This window comes from Pseudomonas sp. Irchel 3A5 (assembly GCF_900187575.1).
Classification (GTDB): Bacteria; Pseudomonadota; Gammaproteobacteria; order Pseudomonadales; family Pseudomonadaceae; genus Aquipseudomonas; species Aquipseudomonas folii.
Map to the genome: position 1 here is coordinate 349967 of NZ_FYDU01000005.1, position 12301 is coordinate 362267.

Annotated in this window: 14 protein-coding genes; 11 read left to right on the forward strand and 3 right to left on the reverse strand. The window is 57.7% G+C overall.

The features are described 5' to 3' along the window. The first annotated feature begins 9 nt into the window (after nt 1-9). From CKW31_RS10660 to purT, 4 genes are all read left to right on the forward strand, one after another. A complete protein-coding gene (locus CKW31_RS10660; RefSeq protein ID WP_095094348.1) occupies nt 10-534 on the forward strand; it encodes a gamma carbonic anhydrase family protein in 525 nt (174 codons plus the stop codon). After that, complete coding sequence (locus CKW31_RS10665; protein ID WP_371856717.1) at nt 534-728, forward strand: DUF1289 domain-containing protein; 195 nt, start codon at nt 534-536, stop codon at nt 726-728. Before CKW31_RS10660 ends, CKW31_RS10665 begins: the two co-directional genes overlap by 1 nt. 248 nt (nt 729-976) lie before the next feature. After that, nucleotides 977-1444 carry a VUT family protein gene (locus tag CKW31_RS10670; RefSeq protein ID WP_095094350.1) on the forward strand — a complete coding sequence of 156 codons (468 nt, stop codon included), beginning with the start codon at nt 977-979 and terminating at the stop codon, nt 1442-1444. Nucleotides 1445-1543: 99 nt separating this feature from the next. Beyond that, nucleotides 1544-2725 carry a formate-dependent phosphoribosylglycinamide formyltransferase gene (purT, locus tag CKW31_RS10675; RefSeq protein WP_095094352.1) on the forward strand — a complete coding sequence of 394 codons (1182 nt, stop codon included), beginning with the start codon at nt 1544-1546 and terminating at the stop codon, nt 2723-2725. Nucleotides 2726-2927: 202 nt separating this feature from the next. On the opposite strand, the gene CKW31_RS10680 is transcribed toward purT, so the two are convergent. From CKW31_RS10680 to CKW31_RS10690, 3 genes are all read right to left on the reverse strand, one after another. Then, nucleotides 2928-4250: an MFS transporter gene (locus CKW31_RS10680; RefSeq protein WP_095094354.1), complete on the reverse strand. Its 1323-nt coding sequence runs from the start codon at nt 4248-4250 to the stop codon at nt 2928-2930. A gap of 269 nt (nt 4251-4519) precedes the next feature. Beyond that, a complete protein-coding gene (locus tag CKW31_RS10685; RefSeq protein WP_095094356.1) occupies nt 4520-5755 on the reverse strand; it encodes an HlyC/CorC family transporter in 1236 nt (411 codons plus the stop codon). Between the two features lie 13 nt (nt 5756-5768). Further along, a complete protein-coding gene (locus CKW31_RS10690) occupies nt 5769-6581 on the reverse strand; it encodes an inner membrane protein YpjD (protein ID WP_095094358.1) in 813 nt (270 codons plus the stop codon). A 209-nt stretch (nt 6582-6790) separates the two neighbouring features. Here CKW31_RS10690 and ffh point away from each other — a divergent pair, with 209 nt between their 5' ends. The 7 genes from ffh (at nt 6791) to CKW31_RS10725 (ending at nt 12262) form a co-directional block, all read left to right on the forward strand. Further along, nucleotides 6791-8167 carry a signal recognition particle protein gene (gene ffh / locus CKW31_RS10695; protein WP_027902601.1) on the forward strand — a complete coding sequence of 459 codons (1377 nt, stop codon included), beginning with the start codon at nt 6791-6793 and terminating at the stop codon, nt 8165-8167. A gap of 249 nt (nt 8168-8416) precedes the next feature. After that, nucleotides 8417-8674: a 30S ribosomal protein S16 gene (gene rpsP / locus CKW31_RS10700; RefSeq protein WP_027902602.1), complete on the forward strand. Its 258-nt coding sequence runs from the start codon at nt 8417-8419 to the stop codon at nt 8672-8674. 5 nt (nt 8675-8679) lie between these two features. Next, the gene (gene rimM / locus CKW31_RS10705) at nt 8680-9216 is read left to right on the forward strand and encodes a ribosome maturation factor RimM (protein ID WP_095094360.1); all 537 of its coding nucleotides are present in this window, start codon (nt 8680-8682) and stop codon (nt 9214-9216) included. Nucleotides 9217-9219: 3 nt separating this feature from the next. Beyond that, nucleotides 9220-9972: a tRNA (guanosine(37)-N1)-methyltransferase TrmD gene (gene trmD, locus CKW31_RS10710; RefSeq protein WP_095094362.1), complete on the forward strand. Its 753-nt coding sequence runs from the start codon at nt 9220-9222 to the stop codon at nt 9970-9972. Between the two features lie 42 nt (nt 9973-10014). Next, entirely contained in the window at nt 10015-10365 is a 351-nt protein-coding gene (gene rplS / locus CKW31_RS10715; RefSeq protein WP_027902605.1) for a 50S ribosomal protein L19, read from the forward strand. 109 nt (nt 10366-10474) lie between these two features. Further along, nucleotides 10475-11371: a site-specific tyrosine recombinase XerD gene (gene xerD / locus CKW31_RS10720; protein ID WP_087264524.1), complete on the forward strand. Its 897-nt coding sequence runs from the start codon at nt 10475-10477 to the stop codon at nt 11369-11371. Nucleotides 11372-11521: 150 nt separating this feature from the next. Further along, nucleotides 11522-12262, forward strand: coding sequence for a DsbC family protein (locus tag CKW31_RS10725; RefSeq protein ID WP_095094364.1), 741 nt, complete (start codon nt 11522-11524; stop codon nt 12260-12262). Nucleotides 12263-12301: the final 39 nt, after the last annotated feature.

Genomic DNA, 12301 nt, shown 5'->3' on the forward strand with positions numbered 1-12301 from the left:
TACAAATTCATGAAATATCGTCTGGGTGATTTTCGCGTCGAAACCCATCCACAAAGCTGGGTGGCGCCCAATGCTGTGCTGATCGGCAAGGTCAGGCTGGAGGCGGGGGCCAATGTCTGGTTCAACGCCGTGCTGCGCGGTGATAACGAGCTGATCCATATCGGCGAGAACAGTAATGTGCAGGACGGCACGGTCATGCACACTGATATGGGCTCGCCGCTGGAAATCGGCAAAGGCGTGACCATCGGCCACAACGCGATGCTGCATGGTTGCAGCGTCGACGATTACAGCCTGATTGGCATCAATGCTGTCATCCTTAACGGCGCGAAGATCGGCAAATACTGCATCATTGGCGCTAATTCACTGATCGGCGAAGGCAAGAATATCCCCGATGGCTCGCTGGTCATGGGTTCGCCGGGTAAAGTAGTGCGTGAACTCACTGATGTGCAGAAGAAAATGCTCGAAGCCAGCGCCTCCCATTACGTCCACAACGCCCAGCGCTACGCTCGCGACTTGAACCCGCAGGAAGATTGATGGAAGCCGAACGCCGCGTTGCATCCCCATGCGTCAGCATCTGCGCCCTGGATGACGATGATGTGTGCCTGGGTTGCCAGCGCACCGTGAAGGAAATCACCGACTGGCACGCCATGGACAACGACCAGCGCCGCGCTGTGCTCCGGCTGTGTCATGAGCGAGCCGAGGCGAGCGGGCTTGTGTGGAAAATGTAATCGCGGAATCTCGCTCTTCCCTTGGGAGATTCTATGGTCGCCCCCAAGTTGATTGACGACGTGGGACCGGCTTTAGCCGGGAAAGCGGTATGTCTGCACCTATAAAATTCGGCGTCTGTCACGGCCCCTTCCCGGCTGAAGCCGGTCCCACGTCAGTGCTCCCACAGGTTGAATCTCATTTCAAATCAGCCAGCGCGTGCATCGGCTGATACCATTACTCATCTTCCCCGCCACATAAGCCTCACCTCATGCTCTTCCTGATCGCCTACATCAGCAGTGTCGTGCTGATCAATTTCGCTTTTTCCGCTGCACCGCACCTGGATATCATCTGGTCTGCCTGGGGTGGGCTGGTGTTTGTGTTGCGGGACATGGTGCAAACCCGCTTCGGGCACGGTGCGATCCTGGCAATGCTGGCGGCTCTGGTGCTGTCGTATGTCACTTCCGACCCGACTATCGCGCTGGCCAGTGCCACGGCGTTTGCGGTATCCGAATGCATCGACTGGCTGGTGTTCACCATTACCAAGCGCCCACTGCGTGATCGTCTGTGGCTCAGTTCGGCGCTGAGCATCCCGGTGGATACCTTTATCTTTTTCGGCCTGATCGATGCTCTGACCCCGCCCGTGATTATCACGGCGTTGGTGTCCAAGTTCGCTGGTGTCACGGCCGTCTGGCTGATCATGGCCTGGCGTGCGCGCAAGAATGCTTGTGCGGGCTGAGAATTACGGGCCTTCGTGGTAAATTGCGCGCCTTTCTCCACAGCGGTCGCTCGCACCTGACGCGGGCTGCCCTCGATATCTGCTCCACGAGGACCTGAGATGACTCAAATCGGAACTCCACTGTCGCCTGTCGCGACCCGCGTATTGCTCTGCGGTTGCGGCGAGCTGGGCAAGGAAGTCGTAATCGAACTGCAGCGCCTGGGCGTTGAAGTGATCGCTGTTGATCGTTATGCCAACGCGCCTGCCATGCAGGTTGCCCACCGCAGCCATGTGATCAACATGCTCGACGGTGCCGCGCTGCGTGCGGTGATCGAGGCCGAGAAGCCGCACTACATCGTGCCGGAGATCGAGGCTATTGCTACGGCAACACTGGTTGAGCTGGAGGCCGAAGGCTTCACGGTGATCCCGACTGCCCGTGCCACGCAATTGACCATGAACCGCGAAGGTATCCGTCGTCTGGCCGCTGAAGAGCTGGACCTGCCGACTTCGCCGTATCACTTCGCCGACACCTTCGAGGATTACAGCAAGGCTGTGCAGGACCTGGGCTTCCCTTGCGTGGTCAAGCCGGTGATGAGTTCGTCGGGCAAAGGCCAGAGCTTGCTGCGTACTGCCGATGACGTGCAGAAAGCCTGGGACTACGCCCAGGAAGGCGGTCGTGCCGGTAAAGGTCGCGTGATCATCGAAGGCTTCATCGACTTTGAATACGAAATCACTCTGCTGACCGTGCGCCACGCTGGCGGTACTACTTTTTGCGCGCCAGTGGGCCATCGTCAGGAGAAGGGCGACTATCAGGAATCCTGGCAGCCACAGGCCATGAGCCCGATTGCGCTGGCTGAATCCGAGCGCGTCGCCAAGGCTGTAACCGAAGCCTTGGGTGGCCGCGGTCTGTTTGGTGTTGAGCTGTTCGTCAAAGGTGATCAGGTCTGGTTCAGCGAAGTCTCGCCGCGCCCGCATGATACGGGTCTGGTGACCCTGATCTCTCAGGATCTGTCGCAGTTTGCCTTGCACGCTCGCGCCATTCTGGGCCTGCCAATCCCGCAGATTCGCCAGTTCGGACCATCGGCTTCGGCGGTGATTCTCGTGGAAGGCCAGTCCACGAATACCACTTTCGCCAACCTCGGTGAGGCGTTGAGCGAGCCGGATACTGCACTGCGTCTGTTCGGCAAGCCTGAAGTCAATGGCCAGCGCCGTATGGGCGTTGCCCTGGCTCGCGACGAGTCCATCGAAGCGGCGCGCGCCAAGGCGACCCGTTCTTCACGTGCTGTGAAAGTCCAGTTGTAACGCTGTCCTGCAGGGAATAGTGCGGTGTCACTGACACCGCACTATCGCGAAGCAAACATATACCTGTAGGAGTGCACGAGCACCGCGAGGCCGCGATAACGTTGTATCAGACAGGACGCCATCGCTGCCTCGCGGTGCTCGTGAGCTCCTACAGAAAAGAATTAAAAATCAGGTAGTTGCATTTATAGGGCACTTCTCTGAGCTAAACGATTTTATCCAGATCCGCCTCACGCGTTTCTTTCAGGCACAGCACGGCAATTACGCTGATCAACGCTGCTGCCGACACATACCCTCCGACCCAGCTCAGTCCGCCCATCGCCACCAGTTTCTGAGCGAAGAACGGCGCGACTGATGCACCGACGATGCCTCCCAGGTTGTAGGCCGCTGACGCTCCGGTGTATCGAACCCGGGTCGGAAACAGTTCGGGTAGCATCGCGCCCATCGGGGCGAAGGTCACGCCCATCAGGAACAGCTCGATACACAGAAACAGCGCCACTGCCCATGTTGTGCCGTGGGTGAGCAGCGGCTCCATGGTGAAGCCGGAAAGGATCGCCAGTACGCCGCCGATGATCAGCACCGGACGACGTCCATAACGGTCGCTGGCCCATGCCGCCAGCGGGGTCGCTGCTGCCATGAACAACACGGCGAAGCACAGCAGGGCGAGGAAGGTCTCGCGGCTATAGCCGAGAGTCGATACGCCGTAGCTCAGGGAAAACACCGTTGAGATGTAGAACAGCGCATAACAGACCACCATCGATGCGGCACCCAGCAATACCGGCGCCCAGTATTGGCTGAACAGCTCCACTATCGGCATCTTCACCCGCTCGTGGCGGGCGATGGCGTTGGTGAAGACCGGGGTTTCTTCCAGCTTCAGTCGCACATAGAGCCCAACCATCACCAGTGCCGCGCTCAGCAGGAACGGGATTCTCCAGCCCCATGAGCGAAACTGTTCGTCATCCAGCGTCATGGCCAGTGTCAGGAACAGCCCGTTCGCGGCGAGGAAACCAATCGACGGGCCCAGTTGCGGGAACATGCCGAACCAGGCGCGTTTGCCTTTTGGGGCGTTCTCCGTGGCGAGCAAGGCTGCGCCGCCCCATTCACCACCCAGTCCCAATCCCTGGCCGAAACGCAATACGCACAACAGAATCGGTGCCCAGGCACCTATGGTCGCGTAGCCCGGCAGCACGCCGATCAACGTGGTGCACACGCCCATCAGCAGCAACGAAGCGACCAGCGTCGACTTGCGTCCGATGCGATCACCGAAATGGCCAAACAGCGCGGAGCCAAGCGGGCGGGCAAGGAAGGCGATACCGAAGGTCAGAAATGCCGACAGCATTTGTGCGGTGCCGGACGTTTGAGGGAAGAACACCGGGCCGATCACCAAAGCAGCGGCGGTGGCGTACACGTAGAAATCGTAGAACTCGATAGCAGTGCCAATGAAACTGGCAGTTGCGACGCGTGTGGCAGAGTTGGCCGGGCGAACCGGTGCGCTCTCATTTTCGTGGGCGGCAGAAGTCGTGGTCATGCGGGTCTTCCTGACAGTCAGAGTGCCTGTTGAAGATCATCAACAATGTCGATGTTCAACGGCATACATTAATTATTGTGGGTACAGCGCTGATCAGGTTAGCCCGGATAGGAGGCGAGAGGCGTTCAGGCTGGATGACTGGCCGATCAGGTGGGGTGCGGGTAGCACACGGATCGGCGGGCTGGGTAAGCGGCTCGATTATAGGAATCGCGCCGCTCGTATAACAAGAGGCCTGTAGAGGGGACTTCCAGCGAGTGGTCTCTGCGGAGTCAGCGAGTAGCCGGTTTCAGCCACATCATGACCTGTGTCACGCGGTTGTCTTCAGTTTCGAGAATTTCCAGGCGATAGGGCCCGATCTTCAGGCAGACAGCGCTTTCGGGAATGGTTTCCAGAGCTTCAGTCACCAGGCCATTGAGCGTCTTGGGGCCATCGGACGGTAGATGCCAACCCAGGCTCTTGTTCAGATCGCGAATCGACGCGGCACCATCCACCAACAGACGACCGTCAGTCTGGGGATGAATGTGCGGATTGTTCAGGGTCTGCTCGTTTTCGAATTCGCCGACGATTTCTTCCAGAATGTCTTCGAGGCTGACGATCCCCAGCACTTCGCCGTACTCATCGACCACGACGCCCATGCGGCGCTGTTGCTTGTGGAAGTTCAGCAGTTGCAGCTGAAGCGGAGTGCTCTCCGGAACGAAGTACGGCTCATAGCAGGCGGCGACGATCTGTTCTTTGGTCAATTCGCCCTTGGGCAGCAGATGGCTGATCTGCCGGGTATTGAGCACGCCCTGAACCTGATTGATGTCATTGTGATAGACCGGCAGCCGGGTGTGACGCGAAATGATCAGGCGCTCGACGATCTGTTCGATGCTGTCGTCGAGATTTACGCCATCCACTTCGCTGCGCGGCACCAGAATGTCATTGACCGTGATGCTGTCCAGCGCATGGATGCCTGACAGTACGGGTGAGCGTCCGGGATGGTGTTCGTGAACGCCGTCATGATTGCCGTGCTGGCGTTCGTCATCTTTATCGGCCGCAATTGCCTGCTTGCTACGTGTGCCAAAAGGGCGGAGCAGGGTTCTGGCCATGCAGTTGAACAGCCAGGCCAGTGGCCAGAGGATGATCATCGGAATGCGCAACAGGCTGTTGGCCATGTGCACGATTGCTTCCGGATGACGGGCTGCCAGCCTGCGGGGAATCAGTTCGGCGAAGATCAGCGTGACGCTGGTGACGATTATCCAGGCCAGTGTCGGGCCGTTGTAATACCAGTAGTTCACCGACAGCAAGGTGACGATGACGGTGATCAATACTTTGATCAAGGTGTTGGCGAGGATCAGGCTGCCCAGCTGGAATTTCAGCTCGGGCCAGCTCGACGTGGGCTGGCGGTCGCCGCTGCGCAGCACTTTGAGGTGATGGTGGGCGGTTTCAATAGCTGTGAACAGGGCTGCCCAGAGAATCAACAGGGCTACGACACCGAGCATCGGCGCGATTGGCAAATTATCCATAATCAGCGAACCGTCAGATGTGCAGAATGAATTCGCGGACCAGCTTGCTGCCGAAATAGGCCAGCATCAGCAGGCAGAAGCCGCCCAAGGTCCAGCGGATAGCCTTGTGTCCACGCCAGCCGAGACGGTTACGACCCCACAGCAATACGCTGAACACCACCCAGGCCAGGCAGGCCAGCAGGGTTTTGTGCACCAGATGCTGTGCGAACAGGTTCTCGACGAACAACCAGCCCGAAATCAGAGACAGCGTAAGCAGCGACCATCCGGCCCAGAGAAAACCAAAGAGCAGGCTTTCCATGGTTTGCAGTGGCGGGAAATTCTTGATCAGCCCGGAAGGGTGCTTGTGCTTGAGCTGATGATCCTGCACCAGCAGCAGCAAAGCCTGGACCACTGCGATGGTGAACATGCCGTAAGCCAGGATCGACAGCAGGATGTGGCTGAGAATGCCCGGTTCTTCAACGATGGGTTGCACGGTGCCGGCTGGCGCGAATTGCGCGAGCAGCACAGTCACCATCCCCAGTGGGAATAAAAGGACGAGCAGGTTTTCAACCGGGATGCGCACGGTCGCGAGCAGCGTCAGGGCGATTACCGCGGCGGCAATCAGGCTGGCGGCGCTGAAAAAGTCCAGGCCAAGCCCGACAGGGCGGATCAACTGGGAGAAAAGTCCGAAGGCGTGGGCAACAACGGCCAACGTACCGAGCAGGCAAAGCAGCCGTTTGTCGGCGCGTTTCGCCTGGCTGAGGCGGATGCCTTGATAGATTGTCGCAGCGGCATAAAGGCAGGCGGCGGCGAGGCTGGGTAGCAGGCTGGGTGGCAAAGGGAACATAAATCCTGATGGACGGGCCTCTAAAGGCGCTGAGTTTGGCATACAACCGTCATTTCACGAAAGACCACAGATGCAGACTCATGGTGTCCGTGCCGCAGAGTCTTCGCTATAATCCGCGACCTGCTCAAGCCGCAGGCTCGCCGAGCGCCATTTTATAACGGGCCGGGCCGCATCAACCGGGGTTCGCCAAGAGCCTGAAAGGATCGCGCATGTTTGAAAATCTGACAGACCGTCTCTCGCAGACGCTGCGCCACGTAACTGGCAAGGCCAAGCTGACCGAGGACAACATCAAAGACACCTTGCGCGAAGTGCGTATGGCTTTGCTCGAAGCCGACGTTGCCTTGCCGGTCGTCAAAGACTTCGTCAACAAGGTCAAGGAGCGCGCTGTCGGCACCGAAGTGTCGCGCAGCCTGACGCCGGGCCAGGCCTTTGTGAAGATCGTTCAGGCCGAGCTGGAAGACATGATGGGGGCGGCCAATGAAGAGCTGACCCTTAATGTCACGCCGCCTGCCGTGATTCTGATGGCGGGTCTGCAGGGTGCTGGTAAAACCACCACGGCTGGCAAGCTGGCCAAGTTTCTTAAAGAGCGCAAGAAGAAGACCGTCATGGTTGTGTCGGCTGACGTATATCGTCCGGCGGCCATCAAGCAGCTTGAAACCCTCGCGGGCGACATCGGCGTTACCTTCTTCCCTTCCGACATCAGCCAGAAGCCGGTAGACATCGCTGAAGCGGCAATAAAGGAAGCGAAGCTCAAGTTCATCGACGTCGTCATTCTCGACACCGCGGGTCGTTTGCACATCGACGCGGAAATGATGGGTGAGATCCAGGCGCTGCACGCGGCGGTCAAACCTGCCGAGACGCTGTTTGTCGTGGACGCCATGACAGGTCAGGATGCTGCCAACACTGCCAAGGCGTTCGGTGATGCGCTACCGCTGACTGGCGTGATCCTGACCAAGGTTGACGGTGATGCCCGAGGCGGTGCGGCGTTGTCCGTACGCGCTATCACCGGCAAACCGATCAAGTTCATCGGTATGGGCGAGAAGAGCGACGCCCTTGAGCCGTTCCACCCGGATCGTATTGCCTCGCGAATCCTCGGCATGGGTGACGTGCTCAGCCTGATCGAGCAGGCCGAACAGACCCTCGACAAGGACAAGGCCGACAAACTGGCCAAAAAGCTGAAGAAGGGTAAAGGCTTCGACCTCGAAGACTTCCGCGATCAGCTGCAACAGATGAAAAACATGGGCGGCCTTGGCGGGCTCATGGACAAGCTGCCGAGCATCGGTGGCGTCAACCTGTCGCAAATGGGCAATGCCCAGGGCGTGGCAGAGAAACAGTTCAAGCAGATGGAAGCCATCATCAACTCGATGACCCCTGCTGAGCGTCGCGATCCTGAGCTGATCAGCGGTTCGCGCAAGCGCCGGATCGCGATGGGTTCGGGTACGCAGGTGCAGGATATCGGGCGTCTGATCAAGCAGCACAAGCAGATGCAAAAGATGATGAAGAAATTCTCCGCCAAAGGCGGAATGGCCAAAATGATGCGCGGCATGGGCGGAATGTTGCCCGGCGGCGGCATGCCAAAAATGTGATGTATCGCGCGCAGGAACCTCTGCGCGCATCCCACATGGGGGGCTTGCCCCTACGTAAATCCCCGCTTTGCGGGTCTACACCAGCCGTCGGAAGCGACGGCTCCTTGGCAAATCTGGATGGCACAACAGCAGGTGCCAGAAAAAGACATTTGCAAAAGTCCGGATATTCCTTAGAATATGCGGCCTTTCGGGCACCTATGCCCGCTGTGCATCTTAGATTTGCAGCACCGACTACAGGAACGATGTTCAATGCTAACCATTCGTCTTGCCCTGGGCGGCTCCAAAAAGCGCCCGTTTTACCACCTGACTGTTACCGATAGCCGCAATGCGCGCGACGGTTCGCACAAGGAACAAATTGGCTTCTTCAACCCGGTTGCCCGTGGTCAGGAAGTTCGTTTGTCCGTGAACGAAGAGCGCGTTAACTACTGGCTGAGCGTGGGTGCACAAACATCCGAGCGCGTTGCCCAGTTGCTGAAAGAACACGCCAAGACCAAGGTCGCGGCCTGAGCAATATGAACGCGGCGCCAACGACTGCCGACGACTTGATCGTCATTGGCAAGATTTATTCGGTACATGGCGTTCGCGGCGAAGTGAAGGTCTTTTCCTTTACTGATCCGATTGGAAACCTGTTGGATTACAAAACCTGGACGCTTCGGCGCGAAGGCAGCGTTAAACAGGTAGAGCTGGTCAGCGGACGCTTGCAAAACAAGTTCCTGGTCGCAAAGCTCAAAGGTCTCGATGACCGTGAAGAAGCTCGTCTTCTGGCCGGTTTTGAAATCTGTGTGCCGCGCAACCTGTTCCCTGATCTGACCGACGGCGAGTACTACTGGTACCAGCTGGAGGGTCTCAAGGTTATCGACCATCAAGGGCAATTGCTCGGGAAGATCGATCATCTGCTGGAGACGGGCTCGAATGATGTAATGGTGGTCAAGCCCTGCGCTGGCAGCCTGGATGATCGCGAACGTTTGTTGCCCTATACAGAGCAATGCGTGTTGGTGGTTGACCTGGAAGCTGGCGAGATGAAGGTGGAATGGGATTCGGACTTCTAAGCAATGGCTAGCCTGCGCATAGAAGTGATCAGTCTGTTTCCCGAGATGTTTTCCGCCATCAGCGATTACGGCATTACCAGCCGTGCGGTGAAACAAGGGCTGTTACAGCTGACTTGTTGGAATCCGCGGGACTACACCACGGATCGACATCACACTGTTGACGATCGCCCATTTGGCGGTGGTCCGGGCATGGTGATGAAGATCAAGCCTCTGGAAGATGCTCTGGTTCAGGCCAGGCAAGCAGCAGGGGATGCGGCGAAGGTGATTTACCTGTCGCCACAAGGCCGCCAACTGAATCAGTCTGCGGTACGCGAACTGGCGCAGGAGGAAGCGATTATCCTCATCGCCGGTCGTTATGAAGGCATTGACGAGCGTTTTATTGATGCTTATGTCGATGAAGAGTGGTCGATTGGTGACTATGTACTGTCTGGTGGCGAGCTGCCGGCAATGGTGCTTATCGATGCGGTTACGCGGCTGCTGCCTGGAGCTTTAGGGCATGCGGACTCTGCGGAGGAAGATTCCTTCACTGATGGTCTGCTGGATTGCCCGCATTACACCCGACCGGAGGTGTATGCGGATCAGCGTGTTCCCGACGTGTTGCTAAGTGGCAATCACGCGCATATCCGGCGTTGGCGTTTACAGCAGTCCCTTGGGCGGACCTATGAACGACGCGCCGATCTTCTGGAAAGCCGCTCGCTTTCTGGAGAAGAGAAGAAGCTGCTCGCGGAATACATCCGCGAACGGGACGATAGTTAACGTATCGATGGTAGATCGGACGATTTACCTTAGGAGCACAGCATGACTAACAAAATCATCCTTGCACTCGAAGCAGAGCAGATGACCAAAGAGATCCCTACCTTTGCCCCGGGCGACACTGTTGTCGTTCAGGTGAAAGTGAAGGAAGGCGACCGCGCTCGCCTGCAGGCGTTCGAAGGCGTAGTAATTGCCAAGCGTAACCGTGGCGTGAACAGTGCTTTCACTGTTCGTAAAATCTCCAACGGTGTTGGCGTTGAGCGTACTTTCCAGACCTACAGCCCGCAAATCGACAGCCTGGCTGTGAAACGTCGCGGTGACGTTCGCAAAGCCAAACTGTACTACCTGCGTGACCTGTCCGGTAAAGCAGCGCGCATCAAGGAAAAACTGTCCTGAGTACAGTTTTCTGATGCAAAAAAAGCAGCCTACGGGCTGCTTTTTTGTGTCTGGGGTTTTATTGTCCTCAGTCAGTACCTCATGTAGCACTGCTCAAGCGCGAATAACTATGCCTGCCATCGATGACCCTCTGATCGACCGATTTCTCGATGCTCTCTGGCTGGAGAAAGGGCTTTCGGATAACACGCGCGATGCCTATCGCAGTGACCTTGCCCTGTTCAACGGCTGGTTGCAGGAACAAGGCCTGCAACTGATCAATGTCGGACGCTCGGCGATTCTTGATCACTTGGCCTGGCGAGTGGACAAGGCCTATAAGCCACGCTCTACAGCCCGATTTCTCTCCGGCGCACGTGGCTTTTACCGCTATCTGCTGCGCGAAAAACTGATCCAGATCGATCCCACGTTGCAAGTGGACATGCCCCAGCTTGGCAGACCGCTGCCCAAATCATTGTCGGAAGCGGACGTTGACGCATTACTGGCTGCGCCTGATCTGAGCGAAGCTATCGGACAGCGGGATAAAGCCATGCTGGAAGTACTTTATGCCTGTGGCTTGCGAGTAACCGAACTGATCAGTCTGACCCTGGAGCAGGTCAACCTGCGTCAAGGTGTGTTGCGAGTCATGGGCAAAGGCAGCAAAGAGCGTCTGGTGCCCATGGGTGAAGAAGCCATTGTCTGGATTGAGCGATACATGCGCGGCGCTCGTGATGAGCTGCTGGCGGGGCGTCCCAGTGATGTGTTGTTTCCCAGTCAGCGGGGCGAGCAAATGACTCGTCAGACCTTCTGGCACCGGATCAAGCATCAGGCCATGGTTGCGGGTATCAGCAAGTCACTGTCGCCTCATACATTGCGGCACGCTTTCGCAACCCACTTACTCAATCATGGCGCTGACCTGCGAGTGGTGCAGATGCTGTTGGGGCACAGTGACTTGTCCACGACACAAATCTATACCCATGTCGCCCGCGCCAGATTGCAGGACATGCATGCCAAACACCACCCTCGCGGCTGAGCGCAGTCACTGCAGGTTTAGGGGCAAGTCTTGCATCGTTCCGGCTAAGGTTTACGGCCCTAATGTGATAGTCTTTGCCGGTTTCGCAGATTGAAGCTGACGGGCGCTTTTTTTGCCCAAGCCAGTCTGCCCACCGCCCGAGGAGTTTTCATGCGCGTGACCACGATTATCGCCGCCGCAGCCGTTGCGTTGGCCAGTACCTTCAGCCTGTTCGCCCAGGCGGATGCGCCCGCCGACCAAGCCATTCGCAAGACCCTGGAGTCGCTCAAACTCGAGCTGCCGGTAGAAAGCATCGGGGCCAGCCCGTTGAGTGGTCTGTACGAAGTCAAGCTCAAGGGCGGCCGTGTACTGTATGCCAGTGCGGACGGCCAGTTCGTGATGCAGGGCTATCTGTTCCAGATTCAGGATGGCAAGCCGGTCAACCTGACCGAGAAGACCGAGCGTTTGGCGATCGCCAAGACCATCAATGGTATTCCGACCGCCGAAATGGTGGTGTATCCGGCCATTGGTGAAACCAAATCGCACATCACTGTGTTCACCGACACCACCTGCCCGTACTGCCACAAACTTCACGCTGAAGTGCCGCAGTTGAACAAGATGGGTATCGAAGTCCGTTACGTTGCTTTCCCGCGTCAAGGGCTGGGCTCGCCGGGCGACGAACAACTGCAGGCTGTCTGGTGCTCCAAGGATCGCAAGGCTGCCATGGACCGCATGGTCGATGGCAAGAACATCGAGGCGCCTAAATGCGCCAACCCTGTGACCAAACAATTTGAAATGGGCCAATCGATCGGTGTGAACGGCACACCGGCCATCGTTTTGGCTGACGGCCAGTTGATTCCGGGTTACCAACCCGCTGCACAAGTGGCCAAGCTGGCGCTCGGCGCCAAATAAGTCAGCGCGTCCCATGACCGTTGAGTAATAGAGAGCTGT

Bases quoted from the DNA above. Each gene is read 5' to 3' on its own strand.
- CKW31_RS10660 (WP_095094348.1), top strand. From the start codon at position 10: ATGAAATATCGTCTGGGTGATTTTCGCGTCGAAACCCATCCACAAAGC.
- CKW31_RS10665 (WP_371856717.1), top strand. From the start codon at position 534: ATGGAAGCCGAACGCCGCGTTGCATCCCCATGCGTCAGCATCTGCGCC.
- CKW31_RS10670 (WP_095094350.1), top strand. From the start codon at position 977: ATGCTCTTCCTGATCGCCTACATCAGCAGTGTCGTGCTGATCAATTTC.
- purT (WP_095094352.1), top strand. From the start codon at position 1,544: ATGACTCAAATCGGAACTCCACTGTCGCCTGTCGCGACCCGCGTATTG.
- CKW31_RS10680 (WP_095094354.1), bottom strand. From the start codon at position 4,250: ATGACCACGACTTCTGCCGCCCACGAAAATGAGAGCGCACCGGTTCGC.
- CKW31_RS10685 (WP_095094356.1), bottom strand. From the start codon at position 5,755: ATGGATAATTTGCCAATCGCGCCGATGCTCGGTGTCGTAGCCCTGTTG.
- CKW31_RS10690 (WP_095094358.1), bottom strand. From the start codon at position 6,581: ATGTTCCCTTTGCCACCCAGCCTGCTACCCAGCCTCGCCGCCGCCTGC.
- ffh (WP_027902601.1), top strand. From the start codon at position 6,791: ATGTTTGAAAATCTGACAGACCGTCTCTCGCAGACGCTGCGCCACGTA.
- rpsP (WP_027902602.1), top strand. From the start codon at position 8,417: ATGCTAACCATTCGTCTTGCCCTGGGCGGCTCCAAAAAGCGCCCGTTT.
- rimM (WP_095094360.1), top strand. From the start codon at position 8,680: ATGAACGCGGCGCCAACGACTGCCGACGACTTGATCGTCATTGGCAAG.
- trmD (WP_095094362.1), top strand. From the start codon at position 9,220: ATGGCTAGCCTGCGCATAGAAGTGATCAGTCTGTTTCCCGAGATGTTT.
- rplS (WP_027902605.1), top strand. From the start codon at position 10,015: ATGACTAACAAAATCATCCTTGCACTCGAAGCAGAGCAGATGACCAAA.
- xerD (WP_087264524.1), top strand. From the start codon at position 10,475: ATGCCTGCCATCGATGACCCTCTGATCGACCGATTTCTCGATGCTCTC.
- CKW31_RS10725 (WP_095094364.1), top strand. From the start codon at position 11,522: ATGCGCGTGACCACGATTATCGCCGCCGCAGCCGTTGCGTTGGCCAGT.